This is a genomic window from Tenacibaculum maritimum NCIMB 2154, assembly GCF_900119795.1.
Lineage (GTDB): Bacteria > Bacteroidota > Bacteroidia > Flavobacteriales > Flavobacteriaceae > Polaribacter > Polaribacter maritimus.
In genome coordinates this window covers 3,100,337-3,113,888 of sequence record NZ_LT634361.1, presented here as the reverse complement: position 1 = coordinate 3,113,888, position 13,552 = coordinate 3,100,337, and the positions used below count along the sequence as shown (strand labels likewise).

At 33.9% G+C, this 13,552-nt stretch carries 10 protein-coding genes; 5 read left to right on the top strand and 5 right to left on the bottom strand.

Annotated features, from left to right (window positions below):
- Position 1 precedes the first annotated feature (1 nt).
- The 4 genes from arsS to MARIT_RS13895 all read right to left on the bottom strand — a co-directional run bounded on the left by arsS (position 2) and on the right by MARIT_RS13895 (position 3,530).
- Positions 2 to 1,054 (bottom strand): arsenosugar biosynthesis radical SAM (seleno)protein ArsS, encoded by a 1,053-nt coding sequence (gene arsS, locus MARIT_RS13910; RefSeq protein WP_024741505.1) that lies wholly within the window; start codon positions 1,052 to 1,054, stop codon positions 2 to 4.
- A gap of 81 nt (positions 1,055 to 1,135) precedes the next feature.
- Positions 1,136 to 1,471 (bottom strand): arsenosugar biosynthesis-associated peroxidase-like protein, encoded by a 336-nt coding sequence (locus MARIT_RS13905; RefSeq protein ID WP_024741506.1) that lies wholly within the window; start codon positions 1,469 to 1,471, stop codon positions 1,136 to 1,138.
- Between the two features lie 33 nt (positions 1,472 to 1,504).
- Positions 1,505 to 2,215 (bottom strand): DUF547 domain-containing protein, encoded by a 711-nt coding sequence (locus MARIT_RS13900; protein WP_100211813.1) that lies wholly within the window; start codon positions 2,213 to 2,215, stop codon positions 1,505 to 1,507.
- 484 nt (positions 2,216 to 2,699) lie between these two features.
- Complete coding sequence (locus tag MARIT_RS13895; protein WP_024741508.1) at positions 2,700 to 3,530, bottom strand: universal stress protein; 831 nt, start codon at positions 3,528 to 3,530, stop codon at positions 2,700 to 2,702.
- Between the two features lie 164 nt (positions 3,531 to 3,694).
- Here MARIT_RS13895 and rimP point away from each other — a divergent pair, with 164 nt between their 5' ends.
- The 3 genes from rimP to infB all read left to right on the top strand — a co-directional run bounded on the left by rimP (position 3,695) and on the right by infB (position 8,394).
- Complete coding sequence (gene rimP / locus MARIT_RS13890; protein WP_024741509.1) at positions 3,695 to 4,159, top strand: ribosome assembly cofactor RimP; 465 nt, start codon at positions 3,695 to 3,697, stop codon at positions 4,157 to 4,159.
- Positions 4,160 to 4,167: 8 nt separating this feature from the next.
- Positions 4,168 to 5,424 carry a transcription termination factor NusA gene (gene nusA, locus MARIT_RS13885; protein ID WP_100211812.1) on the top strand — a complete coding sequence of 419 codons (1,257 nt, stop codon included), beginning with the start codon at positions 4,168 to 4,170 and terminating at the stop codon, positions 5,422 to 5,424.
- Positions 5,425 to 5,550: 126 nt separating this feature from the next.
- Entirely contained in the window at positions 5,551 to 8,394 is a 2,844-nt protein-coding gene (infB, locus tag MARIT_RS13880; protein WP_100211811.1) for a translation initiation factor IF-2, read from the top strand.
- Between the two features lie 84 nt (positions 8,395 to 8,478).
- On the opposite strand, the gene MARIT_RS13875 is transcribed toward infB, so the two are convergent.
- Entirely contained in the window at positions 8,479 to 8,841 is a 363-nt protein-coding gene (locus MARIT_RS13875; RefSeq protein ID WP_100211810.1) for an SPOR domain-containing protein, read from the bottom strand.
- Positions 8,842 to 9,056: 215 nt separating this feature from the next.
- Here MARIT_RS13875 and MARIT_RS13870 point away from each other — a divergent pair, with 215 nt between their 5' ends.
- Together MARIT_RS13870 and MARIT_RS13865 are read left to right on the top strand one after the other, a co-directional pair.
- On the top strand, positions 9,057 to 10,343 hold the full coding sequence (locus MARIT_RS13870) for a c-type cytochrome (protein WP_100211809.1): 1,287 nt from the start codon (positions 9,057 to 9,059) through the stop codon (positions 10,341 to 10,343).
- Positions 10,344 to 10,372: 29 nt separating this feature from the next.
- The gene (locus tag MARIT_RS13865) at positions 10,373 to 13,528 is read left to right on the top strand and encodes a TAT-variant-translocated molybdopterin oxidoreductase (protein WP_100211808.1); all 3,156 of its coding nucleotides are present in this window, start codon (positions 10,373 to 10,375) and stop codon (positions 13,526 to 13,528) included.
- Positions 13,529 to 13,552 lie beyond the last annotated feature (24 nt).

Here is a 13,552-nt window from a genome sequence, read left to right as displayed (position 1 = left end):
TTTAAGCTACAACTCCTTGGCAGCTGCTTCCTGCGCCAGCTGTACAGCCATAGCAGTGCTGATTGATGATGATATTTCTATGTTGCAAAATTTCTTCGTTGTACTTAGAAATGTGCTTTATTTTGCTAGCTACTTTCAGATTTAACATTTGGTTAAAATCACAGTCGTAAAGCCATCCGTCCCAGCTTACAGAAATGGTATTGGTGCACATTACATTTTCAACAGCCAAAGGATTATATACCTCTATTAAGGCATGCATATAATCTTCATAATTTTCTGACGCAATTAGGTAATCTAAAAAGCGACTAATAGGTAAATTAGTAATGGCAAATAAGTTGTGGAAATCAATGTTGAAATCTTCTTTTAAAGCTTTTTTAAAATCATTTTGCAAAGCCATTTGGTCTCCAGGTAAAAAAGCGCCTGAAGGATTATACACTAAATCGAGCTTTAAATTACTATCAGGCATTCCATATCCCACGGAATTTAACTCTTGTAAGGCTTTAATAGATTTATCAAAAACGCCATTTCCACGTTGTTTATCTGTTTTTCCACGAGTCCAATGTGGCATAGAAGAAATTACGTGTACATTATGTTTTTTAAAAAAGTCAGGTAAATCATAATATTTCTTGTTTGCTCTAATAATGGTTAAGTTAGAGCGTACAATAAAATCTTTTATACCAGCTTTGGAAGCTTCTTCAACAAACCAACGAAAATTAGGATTCATTTCAGGGGCTCCTCCTGTTAGATCTAAAGTATGAGCTCCTGTATTTTTAATAACCTCCAAGCATTGTTGCATGGTTTCAGTGGTCATGATTTCTTTTCGATCGGGTCCAGCATCAACATGGCAGTGTGCGCAAACTTGATTGCACATATAACCTAGGTTAATTTGTAAAATTTCTAATTTTTTAGGACGAAGAGGAAATTGATTTGTTTCTTTTATTTTATCAGCGAATGTAGGTAGTTCACCGTTGGCAAAAATTCCACTCGATAAAATTTCTAGCTGACGTTGTGTATTTGCTAAATCGTTATTCCTTGCTAAAAGTGATTTTTTCATTTAGTACGTGTAAAACTTATAGTAAATAGCATTATGACATCTAACTTATTTGCTGCTTACTATAAGTTTAATATTAGTTTTTTACATTTCTAGTTTGTTCACTTTGTTCATCATTTGGACTCCGTGAACTAAAGTAGCACCGCTTTTAATAGCAGCGCCAACATGAATGGCTTCCATCATTTCTTCTTTAGTGATTCCGCGTTGTAACCCATCTTTTGTATAAGCATCTATACAATAAGGGCATTGTTCAGTATGTGCAACAGCTAATGCAATTAGAGATTTTTCTCTTGCTGTTAAAGCGCCTTCTTCGAAAACTTTTCCATAATAATCAAAGAACTTGTTTCCAAGTTCTTCATTCCATGTTGTTATTTTTCCGAATTTGCGTAAATCGGCAGGATCATAATACGTTTTTGACATGTTATTTTTTGTTTCAAATAAAAAATAAAGGTACTATTTTCCGTTTAAATTCCAATTGTATTCTAAAAACCTGATTTTAGGTTTAGAGGCTATTTTAGTATTAGCATATTTGTTTAAATAGGCAACTAAAGAACCTGTTTTTGTAAAATCACCTTTAAACCATTCAAAGATTTTAGAAAGTTGTAATTTGTTTTCTGAAATTTTATTTCTACTGGTGTCGTTGATAAATGTTTTCATCAATGCTTCTAATTTCGTATTGATATTACTTTCAGTATAAGCAAAGTTTCCTAATTTTGGACAAGAAATAGAGGCGCAATTTACTCCTACATGAATTCTAGGGTCACTGAACTCTTTACGAAGAATTTCGTGTTCAATATGGTTTAATGTATAGTTTTTACCACCCACTTTAGCAAAAGGAATATTCCAAGCGTCTTTTCCTTTCTTTTTTATTTTTAGAATGCTTTTAATAGGGTAGTTATCTATAATTAATTTAATAGTATATGCATTATAAGCGTTTATCCAAAAAGCTTTTGTTTTGTTTTTTGACCAGCTTTTATCAGGAGTTGTTTTTGCTAGATAAGCTAGATAGTTGTCTAATTTAGCTTCCTCTTTTTTTATTCCTTTGTAGTTTACATTTCCACTATTGGTAACATTTGTTTTTAATAAAGTGTCAAATGTTTCCGTTTGCGCTTGTATAGCTGCTAAAAAAAATAAAGCAAAGGTAAATGTTAATAAATTTTTCATTAGTATTTCGTTTTATATGTGTTCTTAGACGATGTTATATTAAACTCTTTACAAATGATATAAAAAATAATTTGGTGGTGGATGAAGGGATTATAAATAATAATAAGGATTTGAAGAGTTAATTTATACATTGTTTTAGTGAGAAGGAGGCTTGTAGAAAAGGAGAAAGAAGAAGAGGTGCTTTTGTAAATTCTTAAAGAAGCTGAAAATAATGATTTACTTAGGGAAGTTACTCAATGCAAAATTAAATAGAATCATAAAAGTGCTAATTTTATGGAGTAGCATTTATATAAAATAAACACTGAATTTCAATCAAAAGGTATTGCTCTTGTGTTGATACTAGAAAATTCATGCATGAATATACAGTTGTAAAAGTCCAAATTAATAGTGTGGTTTGATATTTTTTGAGAGAATGTTAGTTATAAAAGGTAGCAATTTAAAACTGCTACCTAAGTATTTGTTGGTTTTATGAGCGTATGTTTATCTAAGCTTTAAAAGTAAGCATTGGTCTAATCGCTTTTTTAGAGAGGTTTTTGCTAACGCTACCATTAAAAATATGAGATATACCACTTCTTTGATGGGTGCTTAAAGAAATGATATCCGCATCAATTTCATCAGAAAAATTCAAAATTCCCTCTTCAACAGAAGCGTCATTATACACATTTATAGAATATTTAGGGAGCTCATATTCTTTGATAAAACTCTCTATACGTTTTCTAGAAAATTGAGAACTTTCAAATTTATGAGGAGTGTTTATTTTTAATAGGTGTATTTTACTCTTTTTAAATTTGCTAGAGAATGCCAAAAAGTTTTCAAAAGCTCGTTTTTGATCCTCTTCAAAACTTGAAGCGAAAATTAAATCTTTAGGATTAAAATTCTTTTCATCTCTTTTTGCGACCAGAACGGGTTTTTCTGAATTTCGTACTACTTTCTCGGTATTAGAACCAATTAAAATCTCTTCTATGGCTGTATGACCCTTAGAGCCCATGATAATTAAATCGGCATTTATCTTGTTGCCGTAATCGCGAATTCCTTCATAAGGATTTTGAAAACGTATAGCGTGTTTTACATCATTATTTTTTGAAAAAAATAAGCTTTTGTAATGGATCAGTCGGTCACGTACTTTTCTAATGTATAGCATACTTTGAGGAATACTGAAGTTGGCTCCAGATCCCATGTCTATGATTCCACTAGGGAGTTCTATCATGTGGAGTAAGTGAATTTCACTATTTGCTTTCTTAGCAATCTTTGAAGCGATTTTTGAAGCATACTCAGATGGTTTCGAGAAATCTACAGGGACTAGTATTTTTTCCATAATTATAAGGGGTTAAATTAAAAAATATGATACAACTCTTGAAAGATAGTGAAAAAACTAATAATAACCTATTTGTATATTAATGAATAAGTTGCTATATTTGCACTGAAAATAAAGTAAAAGAAAATGAAGGGGACGGAAAGTCCCCTCTTTTTATACCTACAATGAACCAGTCCAAAGTAAAAGAATTACTAGAAGAAGCCTTGAGTGAAAACGAATCATTATTTTTAATTGATTTGTCTTTTTTATCAGATAATAAAATAAAAGTTATTGTTGATGGAGATGAAGGAGTTTCTTTGAAAGAATGTATTAGAATTAGTAGAAATATAGAGCATAATCTAGATAGAGAAGAGGAAGATTTTTCTTTAGAAGTTACTTCGCCAGACATCTCTCATTCTTTGGTAATGAAAAGACAATATAAAAAGAATTTGGGAAGGATATTAAAGGTTAAAACAGAGAACGACTCTTTTGAAGGGGTGCTCGCAGAAGTGAATGAAAATGAGATTGTGTTGAAATGGAAGGCTAGAGAGCCAAAACCAATAGGGAAAGGTAAGGTAACAGTAGAAAAAGAACAATTGTTATCGTACACAGAAATTAAAGAAGCAAAAGTGAAAATCATATTTAACTAGAGAGTGAAATGGAAAATATTGAGTTAATAGAATCATTTTCAGATTTTAAAGACAATAAGAGTATAGATAGGGTTACGTTAATGTCTATTTTAGAAGAGGTTTTCAGAGCTGCCTTAAAACGTAAGTTTGGGTCTGATGATAACTTTGATATTATTATTAATCCAGATAAAGGAGATTTAGAAATTTGGAGAAATCGTGTGGTTGTTGCTGATGGTTTTTCAGAAGATGATAATGAAGAGATAGAGTTAGCAGAAGCAAGAAAGATAGAACCTGATTTTGAAATAGGTGAAGATGTTTCTGAAGAAGTTAAGTTGATAGATTTAGGAAGAAGAGCTATCTTAGCATTGCGTCAGAATCTAATATCTAAGATACATGAGCATGATAGCACTAATATATTTAAGCAGTTTAAGCAGTTAGAAGGAGATCTGTATAGTGCAGAGGTACATCATATTCGTCATAATGCAGTAATTTTGTTAGATGATGAAGGAAATGAAATTGTATTGCCAAAAAGTGAGCAAATTCGTTCTGATTTCTTTAGAAAAGGAGATGCTGTGAGAGGGGTGATAAAATCAGTAGAATTAAGAGGAAATAAACCTGCTATTATTTTGTCAAGAACCTCACCAAACTTTTTAGTTAAATTGTTTGAACAAGAAATTCCTGAGGTTTTTGATGGGTTAATAACCATTGAAGGGGTCGCAAGAATTCCAGGAGAAAAGGCAAAGGTAGCTGTTGATTCCTATGATGATAGAATTGATCCTGTAGGAGCATGTGTTGGGGTAAAAGGGTCTCGTATCCATGGTATTGTTCGTGAATTAGGAAATGAAAACATAGATGTTATCAATTATACCAAAAATGAGCAGCTATTTATAGCAAGAGCTTTAAGTCCAGCAAAAGTAAGCTCAATGGAAATAAAACCTTATGAAGAAGAGAAAGACGGAAGAAAAGGACGTGTAAATGTTTTCTTGAAGCCAGAAGAAGTATCTAAAGCAATTGGTAGAGGAGGAGTTAATATTCGTTTAGCTAGTCAATTGACAGGGTATGAAATAGATGTGCAAAGAGAAGGAATTGAAGAAGAAGATGTAGAGTTAACAGAGTTCTCTGATGAAATTGAAGCATGGGTAATCCAAGAGCTTAAGAAAATTGGTTTAGATACGGCCAAAAGTGTGCTTGAACAGAATGTAGCTGAATTGGTAAAAAGAACTGATTTAGAAGAGGAAACGATTATAGATGTTCAGCAAATTTTAAAAGACGAATTTGAAGAATAATGAAATAGTGTTTGGAATGTCAGTTCAAGCACATTCAAGATAATTTTTAATACTGACAACAAACTGAAGAACATAACTATACAATGTATAAAGTGTGTTTTTTGTAATAAGGCATAAAAATAATATATGGCTGAAGCTAGAAAATTAAGACTAAATAAGGTTTTAAGAGAATTAAATATTTCTTTAGATAGAGCAATTGAACACTTGGCTAAAAAGGGTTATGAAGTGGAGGCTCGTCCTACTACAAAAATCTCAGATGCAGAGTATCAAGTGTTGCTTGATGGTTTCCAAACAGATAAATCGAAAAAAGTAGCTTCTAAAGAAGTTGGGGAAGAAAAAAGAAAAGAAAAGGAAGCAATTCGTTTAGAATTAGAGGCCAAGCAAGAAAAGAAACGTTTAGAAGAAGAAGCTAAAAAAGAAGTTTTTCGAACGAAAGTAGAAAAGCTAGAAATAAAAACTGTAGGTAAGATTGATATCGATGGAACTTCTAAAAAAGAAGAGAAACCAGAGGTGAAAGAGATACCTAAAGTAGAGGAAAAGCCAATAATAGATAAAGTTATTGAAAAGCCTAAAGAAGAAGCACCAAAACCGGCACCAAAGCCAGAGGTGGTTCGAACTCCAGTAAAGAAAGAAGAACCTAAAAAAGAGCCTATTAAAGAAGTCTCTAAAGAGGTTGAAATAAAGAACCCTGTGAAAGAACAACCCAAAAAGGTAGCAGTAACAAAACCAGAGGTAAAGAAAGAAGTTAAGGTGGAAAAGAAGAAGCCGAAGGTGGAGATCACTCCTGAAAATGCTGAGAAAATTAAAACTCAGTATAAGAAGTTAGATGGACCTAAGATAACAGGTCAAAAAATTGATTTAAAACAATTTGAAAGACCTAAGAAGAAAAAGCCAGAGGCAAAGAGCAATGATGATGCAAAGAAGAAACGTAAGAGGATAAGTAAGCCTTCTACAGGAGGATCAAGATCAGGAGGCGTCGGAAGACCGCTTCAAAACCGTGGTGGAAATCGTGGCGGAAATCGTGGCGGACAAAGAGGAAGAGGTCCTGTTGTTAAGAAAGAAGAATTAACAGAAGCACAAGTACAAAAGCAGGTAAGAGAAACTTTAGAAAAACTTCAAGGTAAATCTAAAAAAGGAAAGGGAGCAAAATATCGTAGAGATAAAAGAGATGCGCATCGTCAGCAGAATGAAGCAGAGTTACAAGCGGCGCAGGCAGAAAGTAAGATTTTAAAGGTTACAGAGTTCGTTACCGTAAGTGAGGTAGCTACTATGATGGATGTTCCTGTAACAAATATTATATCTTCTTGTATGATGTTAGGAATGATGGTGACAATGAACCAACGTCTAGATGCTGAAACATTATCAATTGTAGCTGAAGAATTTAACTATACAGTAGAGTTTGTAGGAGCAGAGGTAGAAGAAGCAATAGAAGAAGTAGAAGATAGACCGGAAGATTTAATACATCGAGCACCAATCATTACAGTAATGGGGCATGTTGATCATGGTAAAACGTCTCTGTTAGATTATATTCGTAAAGCAAATGTAATTGAAGGTGAATCAGGTGGAATTACACAGCATATTGGTGCTTATGAAGTAAATGTAGGAGAGCAAAAAATAGCATTTCTAGATACTCCAGGTCACGAGGCCTTTACGGCAATGCGTGCTCGTGGAGCTCAGGTAACAGATTTGGTAATTATTGTAGTGGCAGCTGATGATGATGTGATGCCGCAAACAAAAGAGGCTATTTCTCATGCACAAGCAGCAGGAGTCCCTATTATATTTGCAATAAATAAGATTGATAAGCCAAATGCAAATCCCGATAATATTAAAACGCAATTATCTGCTATGAATTTATTAGTAGAAGATTGGGGAGGTAATATTCAGTCGCAAGAAATTTCTGCAAAAACAGGGCAAGGAATTGATGAGTTACTAGAAAAAGTATTATTGGAAGCAGAAGTATTAGAATTAAAGGCAAACCCAAATAAAAATGCAACAGGAGCAGTTGTAGAAGCTTTGTTAGATAAAGGTAGAGGGTATGTATCTACAATTTTGGTACAGGCAGGAACATTGAAAATTGGAGATTACTTATTGGCTGGAAAACACAGCGGAAAAGTAAGAGCAATGTTTGATGATAAAGGGAAGAATTTAAAAGAAGCGGGGCCATCAACTCCAGTATCAATATTAGGATTGGATGGGGCGCCTCAGGCAGGAGATAAGTTCAATGTATTTGATGATGAAAGAGAGGCGAAGCAAATAGCATCTAAACGTTCTCAATTGCAACGTGAGCAGTCTGTAAGAACTCAAAAAACCTTAACACTAGATGAAATTGGTCGTCGTATAGCATTAGGAGACTTTAAAGAATTAAATATTATCTTGAAAGGAGATGTTGATGGATCGGTAGAAGCCTTAACAGATTCGTTCCAGAAATTATCAACAGAAGAAATCCAAGTTAATATATTACACAAAGGAGTTGGAGCTATTACAGAGTCAGATGTGTTACTAGCGTCTGCTTCAGATGCAATCATTATTGGATTTAATGTGCGTCCACAAGGTAATGCAAGAGCAATTGCTGACAGAGAAGAAGTAGATATTAGAACATACTCTATTATTTATGATGCCATCAATGAATTAAAAGATGCAATGGAAGGAATGTTATCTCCAGATATGAAAGAGGAAGTGAGAGGTAATGTTGAAATTAGAGAAATCTATAAAATATCTAAAGTAGGAAATATTGCAGGGTGTATGGTAATGTCTGGTAAAATCTTTAGAAACTCATTGATAAGAATTATTAGAGATGGTATTGTAGTTCACACAGGAGTACTAGCTGCCTTAAAGAGGTTTAAAGATGATGTAAAAGAGGTTGCAAAAGGATATGATTGTGGGATTCAAATCAAAGGATTTAACGATATTAAACAAGGAGATATTATAGAGGCTTATGAAGAAGTTGCTGTTAAGAAAAAATTGAAATAAAAATCTATTAAGATCTTAATAAAAAAAGACTGAGCAATTAAGCTCAGTCTTTTTTGTTAGTTGCTAATTCTAAATTAGCAGTATTTATAAGTTGATAACTATTGCTCCAGAAAAAGATTCTTGGATTTTGTGAAGTGCTTTATCTGCTTCTAAACGAGTTTTGTAATTTCCTACGTGGATCTTCCATTCAGGAGCATCGTATTTTAATTTTGTATAGGTATCAGGAAAAGTTAATTGAAAGCGATTGCGGAGGCTTTTGGCTCTTTTTTCAGTACCGTTATAAAGTTGTATTCTGTAACCATAACCAACACTTTTATTGTATTCTCTTTTTTTTGCAATTAGAGAGTTAATGTCTTTGTTTTCAGTGAGGTTAGATTGTGCATTTGCATTGGTTATATTGGCAAATGAAATGATGAATAAAGCTAGAAATAGTTCTTTGATTTTCATTGTTTAAAATGTTTTTACAAAAGTAATGAGTTGTAATCGAATAGATTGTAGAGTTTATTTATTTAGAATTGATATAAATTACAAATTAGGATTCTCTTAACATTTCACAATTTGAACAGAAATAGTACTTTTGTGCAACTGTTCATAGAACACATTTGTTTTTGTGTTCATGAAAAAATCGTACCAAAATAGATACAAAATTTATATTTTATAGTATGAAAAGTGTGAATAAACACAATAGACTAAGTCAGATACTCGTAAAGAGTTTTACGTTCCTATTAGTTTTTTCTTTGAGTCTTTCTTTGCAAGCGCAAGAAGGTTCAATAGATAAAGCTCGTCAAAAAGAAGGGAAGAAATTATTTAAATCTTTATGTGCATCTTGTCATAAGTTAAACAAGAGGTTGGTAGGGCCTAAACTTGGAGGCGTAGAAGAGCGTAGAGAAAATGCATGGCTAAAAGCTTGGATTAAAGACAATGCGGCTTTAAGAGCGACGGGTGATGCAGATGCAATCGCAGTTTTTGATGAGTATAAGGGGTCTAATATGACGGCCTTTCCTCAGTTAACAGATAAGAATATTGATGATATTCTGTATTATACTACCGTTGGAGATATTAAGAAGCCAACAGAGGTTGTGGTTTCTGGTACAGAGGGAGGTTCTGAAGGGGGTGGTCCTAAATGGTTGATTAATATATTAGCGGCAGCAGTTGTTGTAGGTTTCTTGATAATCGCTAGCTTGTTGAAAACAATAAGTGAGTTAAAAGGAGCTCCAAAAACACCTGGGATTACCGGTAATTTAGGAGAGCTGTGGGAAGGTATTAAGAAAAATACATTCTTACATGTTTTAATCGTAATCTTTGGAGCGTTGATAACTGCTTACTTCTTGTTTGGTACTTTGTTTAAAGTAGGAGTAGATCAAGGATATCAGCCAATTCAACCGATTGCTTTTTCTCATAAAATACACGCTGGAGATAATAAGATAGATTGTCAATATTGTCACTCTTCTGCTAAACACAGTAAGACATCTGGGATACCATCTGTAAACGTTTGTATGAATTGTCATAAAAATATTTCTGAGGTAGCAGAAGATACAAAGATAGAAGGTATGGGTAAGGCTCAACTGGATAAAGAGATTCAAAAGATTTATGCTGCTGTAGGGTGGGATACTAATACATTAGAATATACTGGAAAAACAAAGCCTGTTAAATGGGTAAGAGTTCATAATTTGCCAGATTTTGCGTATTTTAACCACTCGCAACACGTAACTGTTGGAGGTGTTAAGTGTCAGAAATGTCATGGGCCAGTTGAAGAAATGGATGAAGTATATCAATACTCACCATTAACTATGGGATGGTGTATAGACTGTCACAAGGAGACTAAAGTAGATTTAAAGGGTAATGATTATTACAAGAAAATCCACGAAGAGTTGTCTAAGAAATATGGAGTAGACCAAGTAACTGTAGCTCAGTTAGGTGGTAAGGAATGTGGTAAGTGTCATTATTAATCAATTAGAAAGTAAAATAACTTATATAAATGGCTTCAAACAAAAAATACTGGCAAAGTGTTGAGGAACTAAAAGATAGTTCTATTGTTGAAACGCTAAGTAAAAATGAATTTGTAGAAGAAATTCCAACAGATGAATTTTTAGGAGATAAACAAACATTGGAATCATCATCTACCTCTCGTAGAGATTTCTTAAAATATGTAGGATTTACAACTGCTGCGGCTTCATTGGCTGCATGTGAAGGTCCTGTTAGAAAATCTATTCCTTATGTTGTAAAACCAGATGATATTACAGTAGGAGTAGCAGATTGGTATGCTACAACGATGGCAGATGGGTATGATTTTGCAAATATATTAGTGAAAACAAGAGAAGGGCGTCCTATCTTAGTTATGCCTAATAAAGAAGCAAATGGAGAAACCAATGCTCGTACGCAAGCATCTGTGTTATCTTTGTATGATGATGCACTTCGTTTAAAAGAACCTAAAAAAGGAAAGGCTACGATTTCTTGGGCTGATGCAGATAAAGAAATTATAGGTAAATTAAATCAGTTAAAGGAAGCAAATGAAGAAGTTGTTTTACTAACTGGAACATTAGCCAGTCCTTCAACGGAGAAGATAATAGCTGATTTTATAGAAGTATATCCAAATGTGAAACATGTGTCTTATGATGCTGTTTCAGAAAGCGGAGCTTTAGATGCATTTGAGGAAATGCATGGTAAGAGAGCTTTGCCTAACTATGATTTAAGTAAAGCAGAAGTAATAGCTTCTATCGGGGCTGATTTCTTAGGAGATTGGCATGGAGGTTTTGAAAAGTCATATGTTGCTGGTAGGAAGCCAGAATTAGGTAAGATGTCTTACCATGTTCAGGTAGAAAGTAATATGTCTTTAACAGGAGCAAATGCTGATAAAAGAATTGTTGTAAAACCTTCTGACCAAGTGTTTGCTTTGATTAACTTGTATAATGCAATAACTGGAGGTGTCTTACCTTCTAAAGCAACACCAATAGATGCTGATATTAAAAAATTAGCAACTGCTTTGAAAAAAGCAGGTTCTAAAGCTGTTGTAATGACAGGGTTGAATGATAAGAATGCACAATTAGTAGCTCTGGCTATTAATAAGGCATTGGATAGCGAGATAATTGATACTGTAAATGTAAATTACACGAGAAAAGGTAATGATACAGAAGTAGCAAGGTTGATTGCAGATATGAAATCAGGAAAAGTGAGCGGGGTAATTACATACAACGTAAACCCAATTTATACTTTGGCAGATGCTGCTGGTTTCTCTGAAGGATTAAAGAAAACGAAGTTGTCAGTTGCTTTATCATTGCAAAATGATGATATGGCAAATGCTACACAATATGCATTACCAACGCCACATTATTTGGAGTCTTGGGGAGATGTAATGAAAACCGAAGGAACTTATGGTTTAATGCAGCCAACAATAAAGCCATTGTTTAATACGCGTCAATTGCAGGACGTTTTGTTAAAATGGTCAGGAAGTTCTGTAAACTATTATGATGCTTTAAAAGAATATTGGAAAACAAATGTTCTAGGAGGTAAATCTTGGAATCAAGCATTGCATGATGGTTTCTTTACGGTAGAAAATGATGTTTTAGAAGATGTAATAGAGAGTGCAATTGATTTAGCACCTGTAGGAGCTCAATTAGCAGCTTCTGCAAAAATAGCATCAGGATTTGAGTTAAATTTATACACTACAACAGCATTAGGAGATGGGAAACAAGCAAATAATCCTTGGTTACAGGAGTTGCCAGATCCATTAACACGTGCTACTTGGGATAATTATTTGACAATGTCATTGTCAGATGCTCGTGAGTTAGGTTTTGAAAATCCAGTTAGAGATAATGGAGCAATTGACGGTAACTATGCAAATGTAACAGTTAATGGAGTTACTCTTAAAAATGTTCCTGTAATGATACAACCAGGACAGGCAAAAGGATCTGTTGGTTTGGCATTAGGATATGGTAGAACGCAAGGCTTAAAAAAGGAAATGCAAGTAGGGGTAAATGCTTACCCTCTATATGTAAATGGAAATCATATACAGTATAATGTAGCTATAGAAAAAACTTCGGGATGGCATGAGTTTGCGTGTACTCAAGTACAAAAAACAATTGCTGGACGTCATGATATTTTAAAGGAAGCTACTTTAAAAGAAGTTACTAATAAAAACTTAGATCCTAAACATACGTGGAATAAGCCATTCATGGTTTCTTATGACCACCAAGAGGTTGAAGCTAAAAAAATAGATTTATGGGAAGAGCACAATCGTGAGATAGGGCACCATTTTAATTTATCAATTGATTTAACTTCGTGTACAGGATGTGGAGCATGTGTAATTGCTTGTCATGCTGATAATAATGTGCCCGTAGTAGGTAAAAATGAAGTGCGTGTAGGTAGAGATATGCACTGGCTGCGTATTGATCGTTATTATTCTTCTACGGTAGAAGATAGACAGCATGATAAAGAACAAGCTTCCATGACTATGGAGCAGTTTAAAGCTGAAAATCCAAATATAGCTAATCAAGATATTGAAAGAAAATATACAGAACGCGTATTAGAGTTGAGTAAAGGTGACTTGTTTGATGCTTTGGAGAATCCTGCTGAGAACCCACAGGTAGCTTTCCAACCAATGATGTGCCAGCACTGTAATCATGCGCCATGTGAAACAGTATGTCCAGTAGCGGCAACATCACATGGACGCCAAGGTCAAAATCAAATGGCCTATAACAGATGTGTTGGAACAAGATATTGTGCAAATAACTGTCCGTATAGAGTTCGTCGTTTCAACTGGTTTAACTACGCTGAAAATGATGAGTTTGACTTTAATATGAATAATGAGTACGGAAAAATGGTGTTGAATCCAGATGTAGTTGTTCGTTCGCGTGGAGTAATGGAAAAATGTTCATTCTGTATTCAATCAACTCAAGAGGTTATTTTGAGGGCAAAAAGAGAGAAACGACCTGTTAGAAAGGATGAGTTTAACGATGCTTGTGCTTGTTCAGCAGCTTGTTCATCAGGTTCTATGGTCTTTGGAGATATTAACAATCCAGAAGATCCAGTAACTCCTTTAGTAGAAGATAGAAGAGCATTCCATGTGCTAGATTACATCGGAACAAAACCAAATGTTGTATATCAAGTAAAAGTTAGAAATACAAACGAAGCTTAATTATAAAATTAATAAGAATATAAT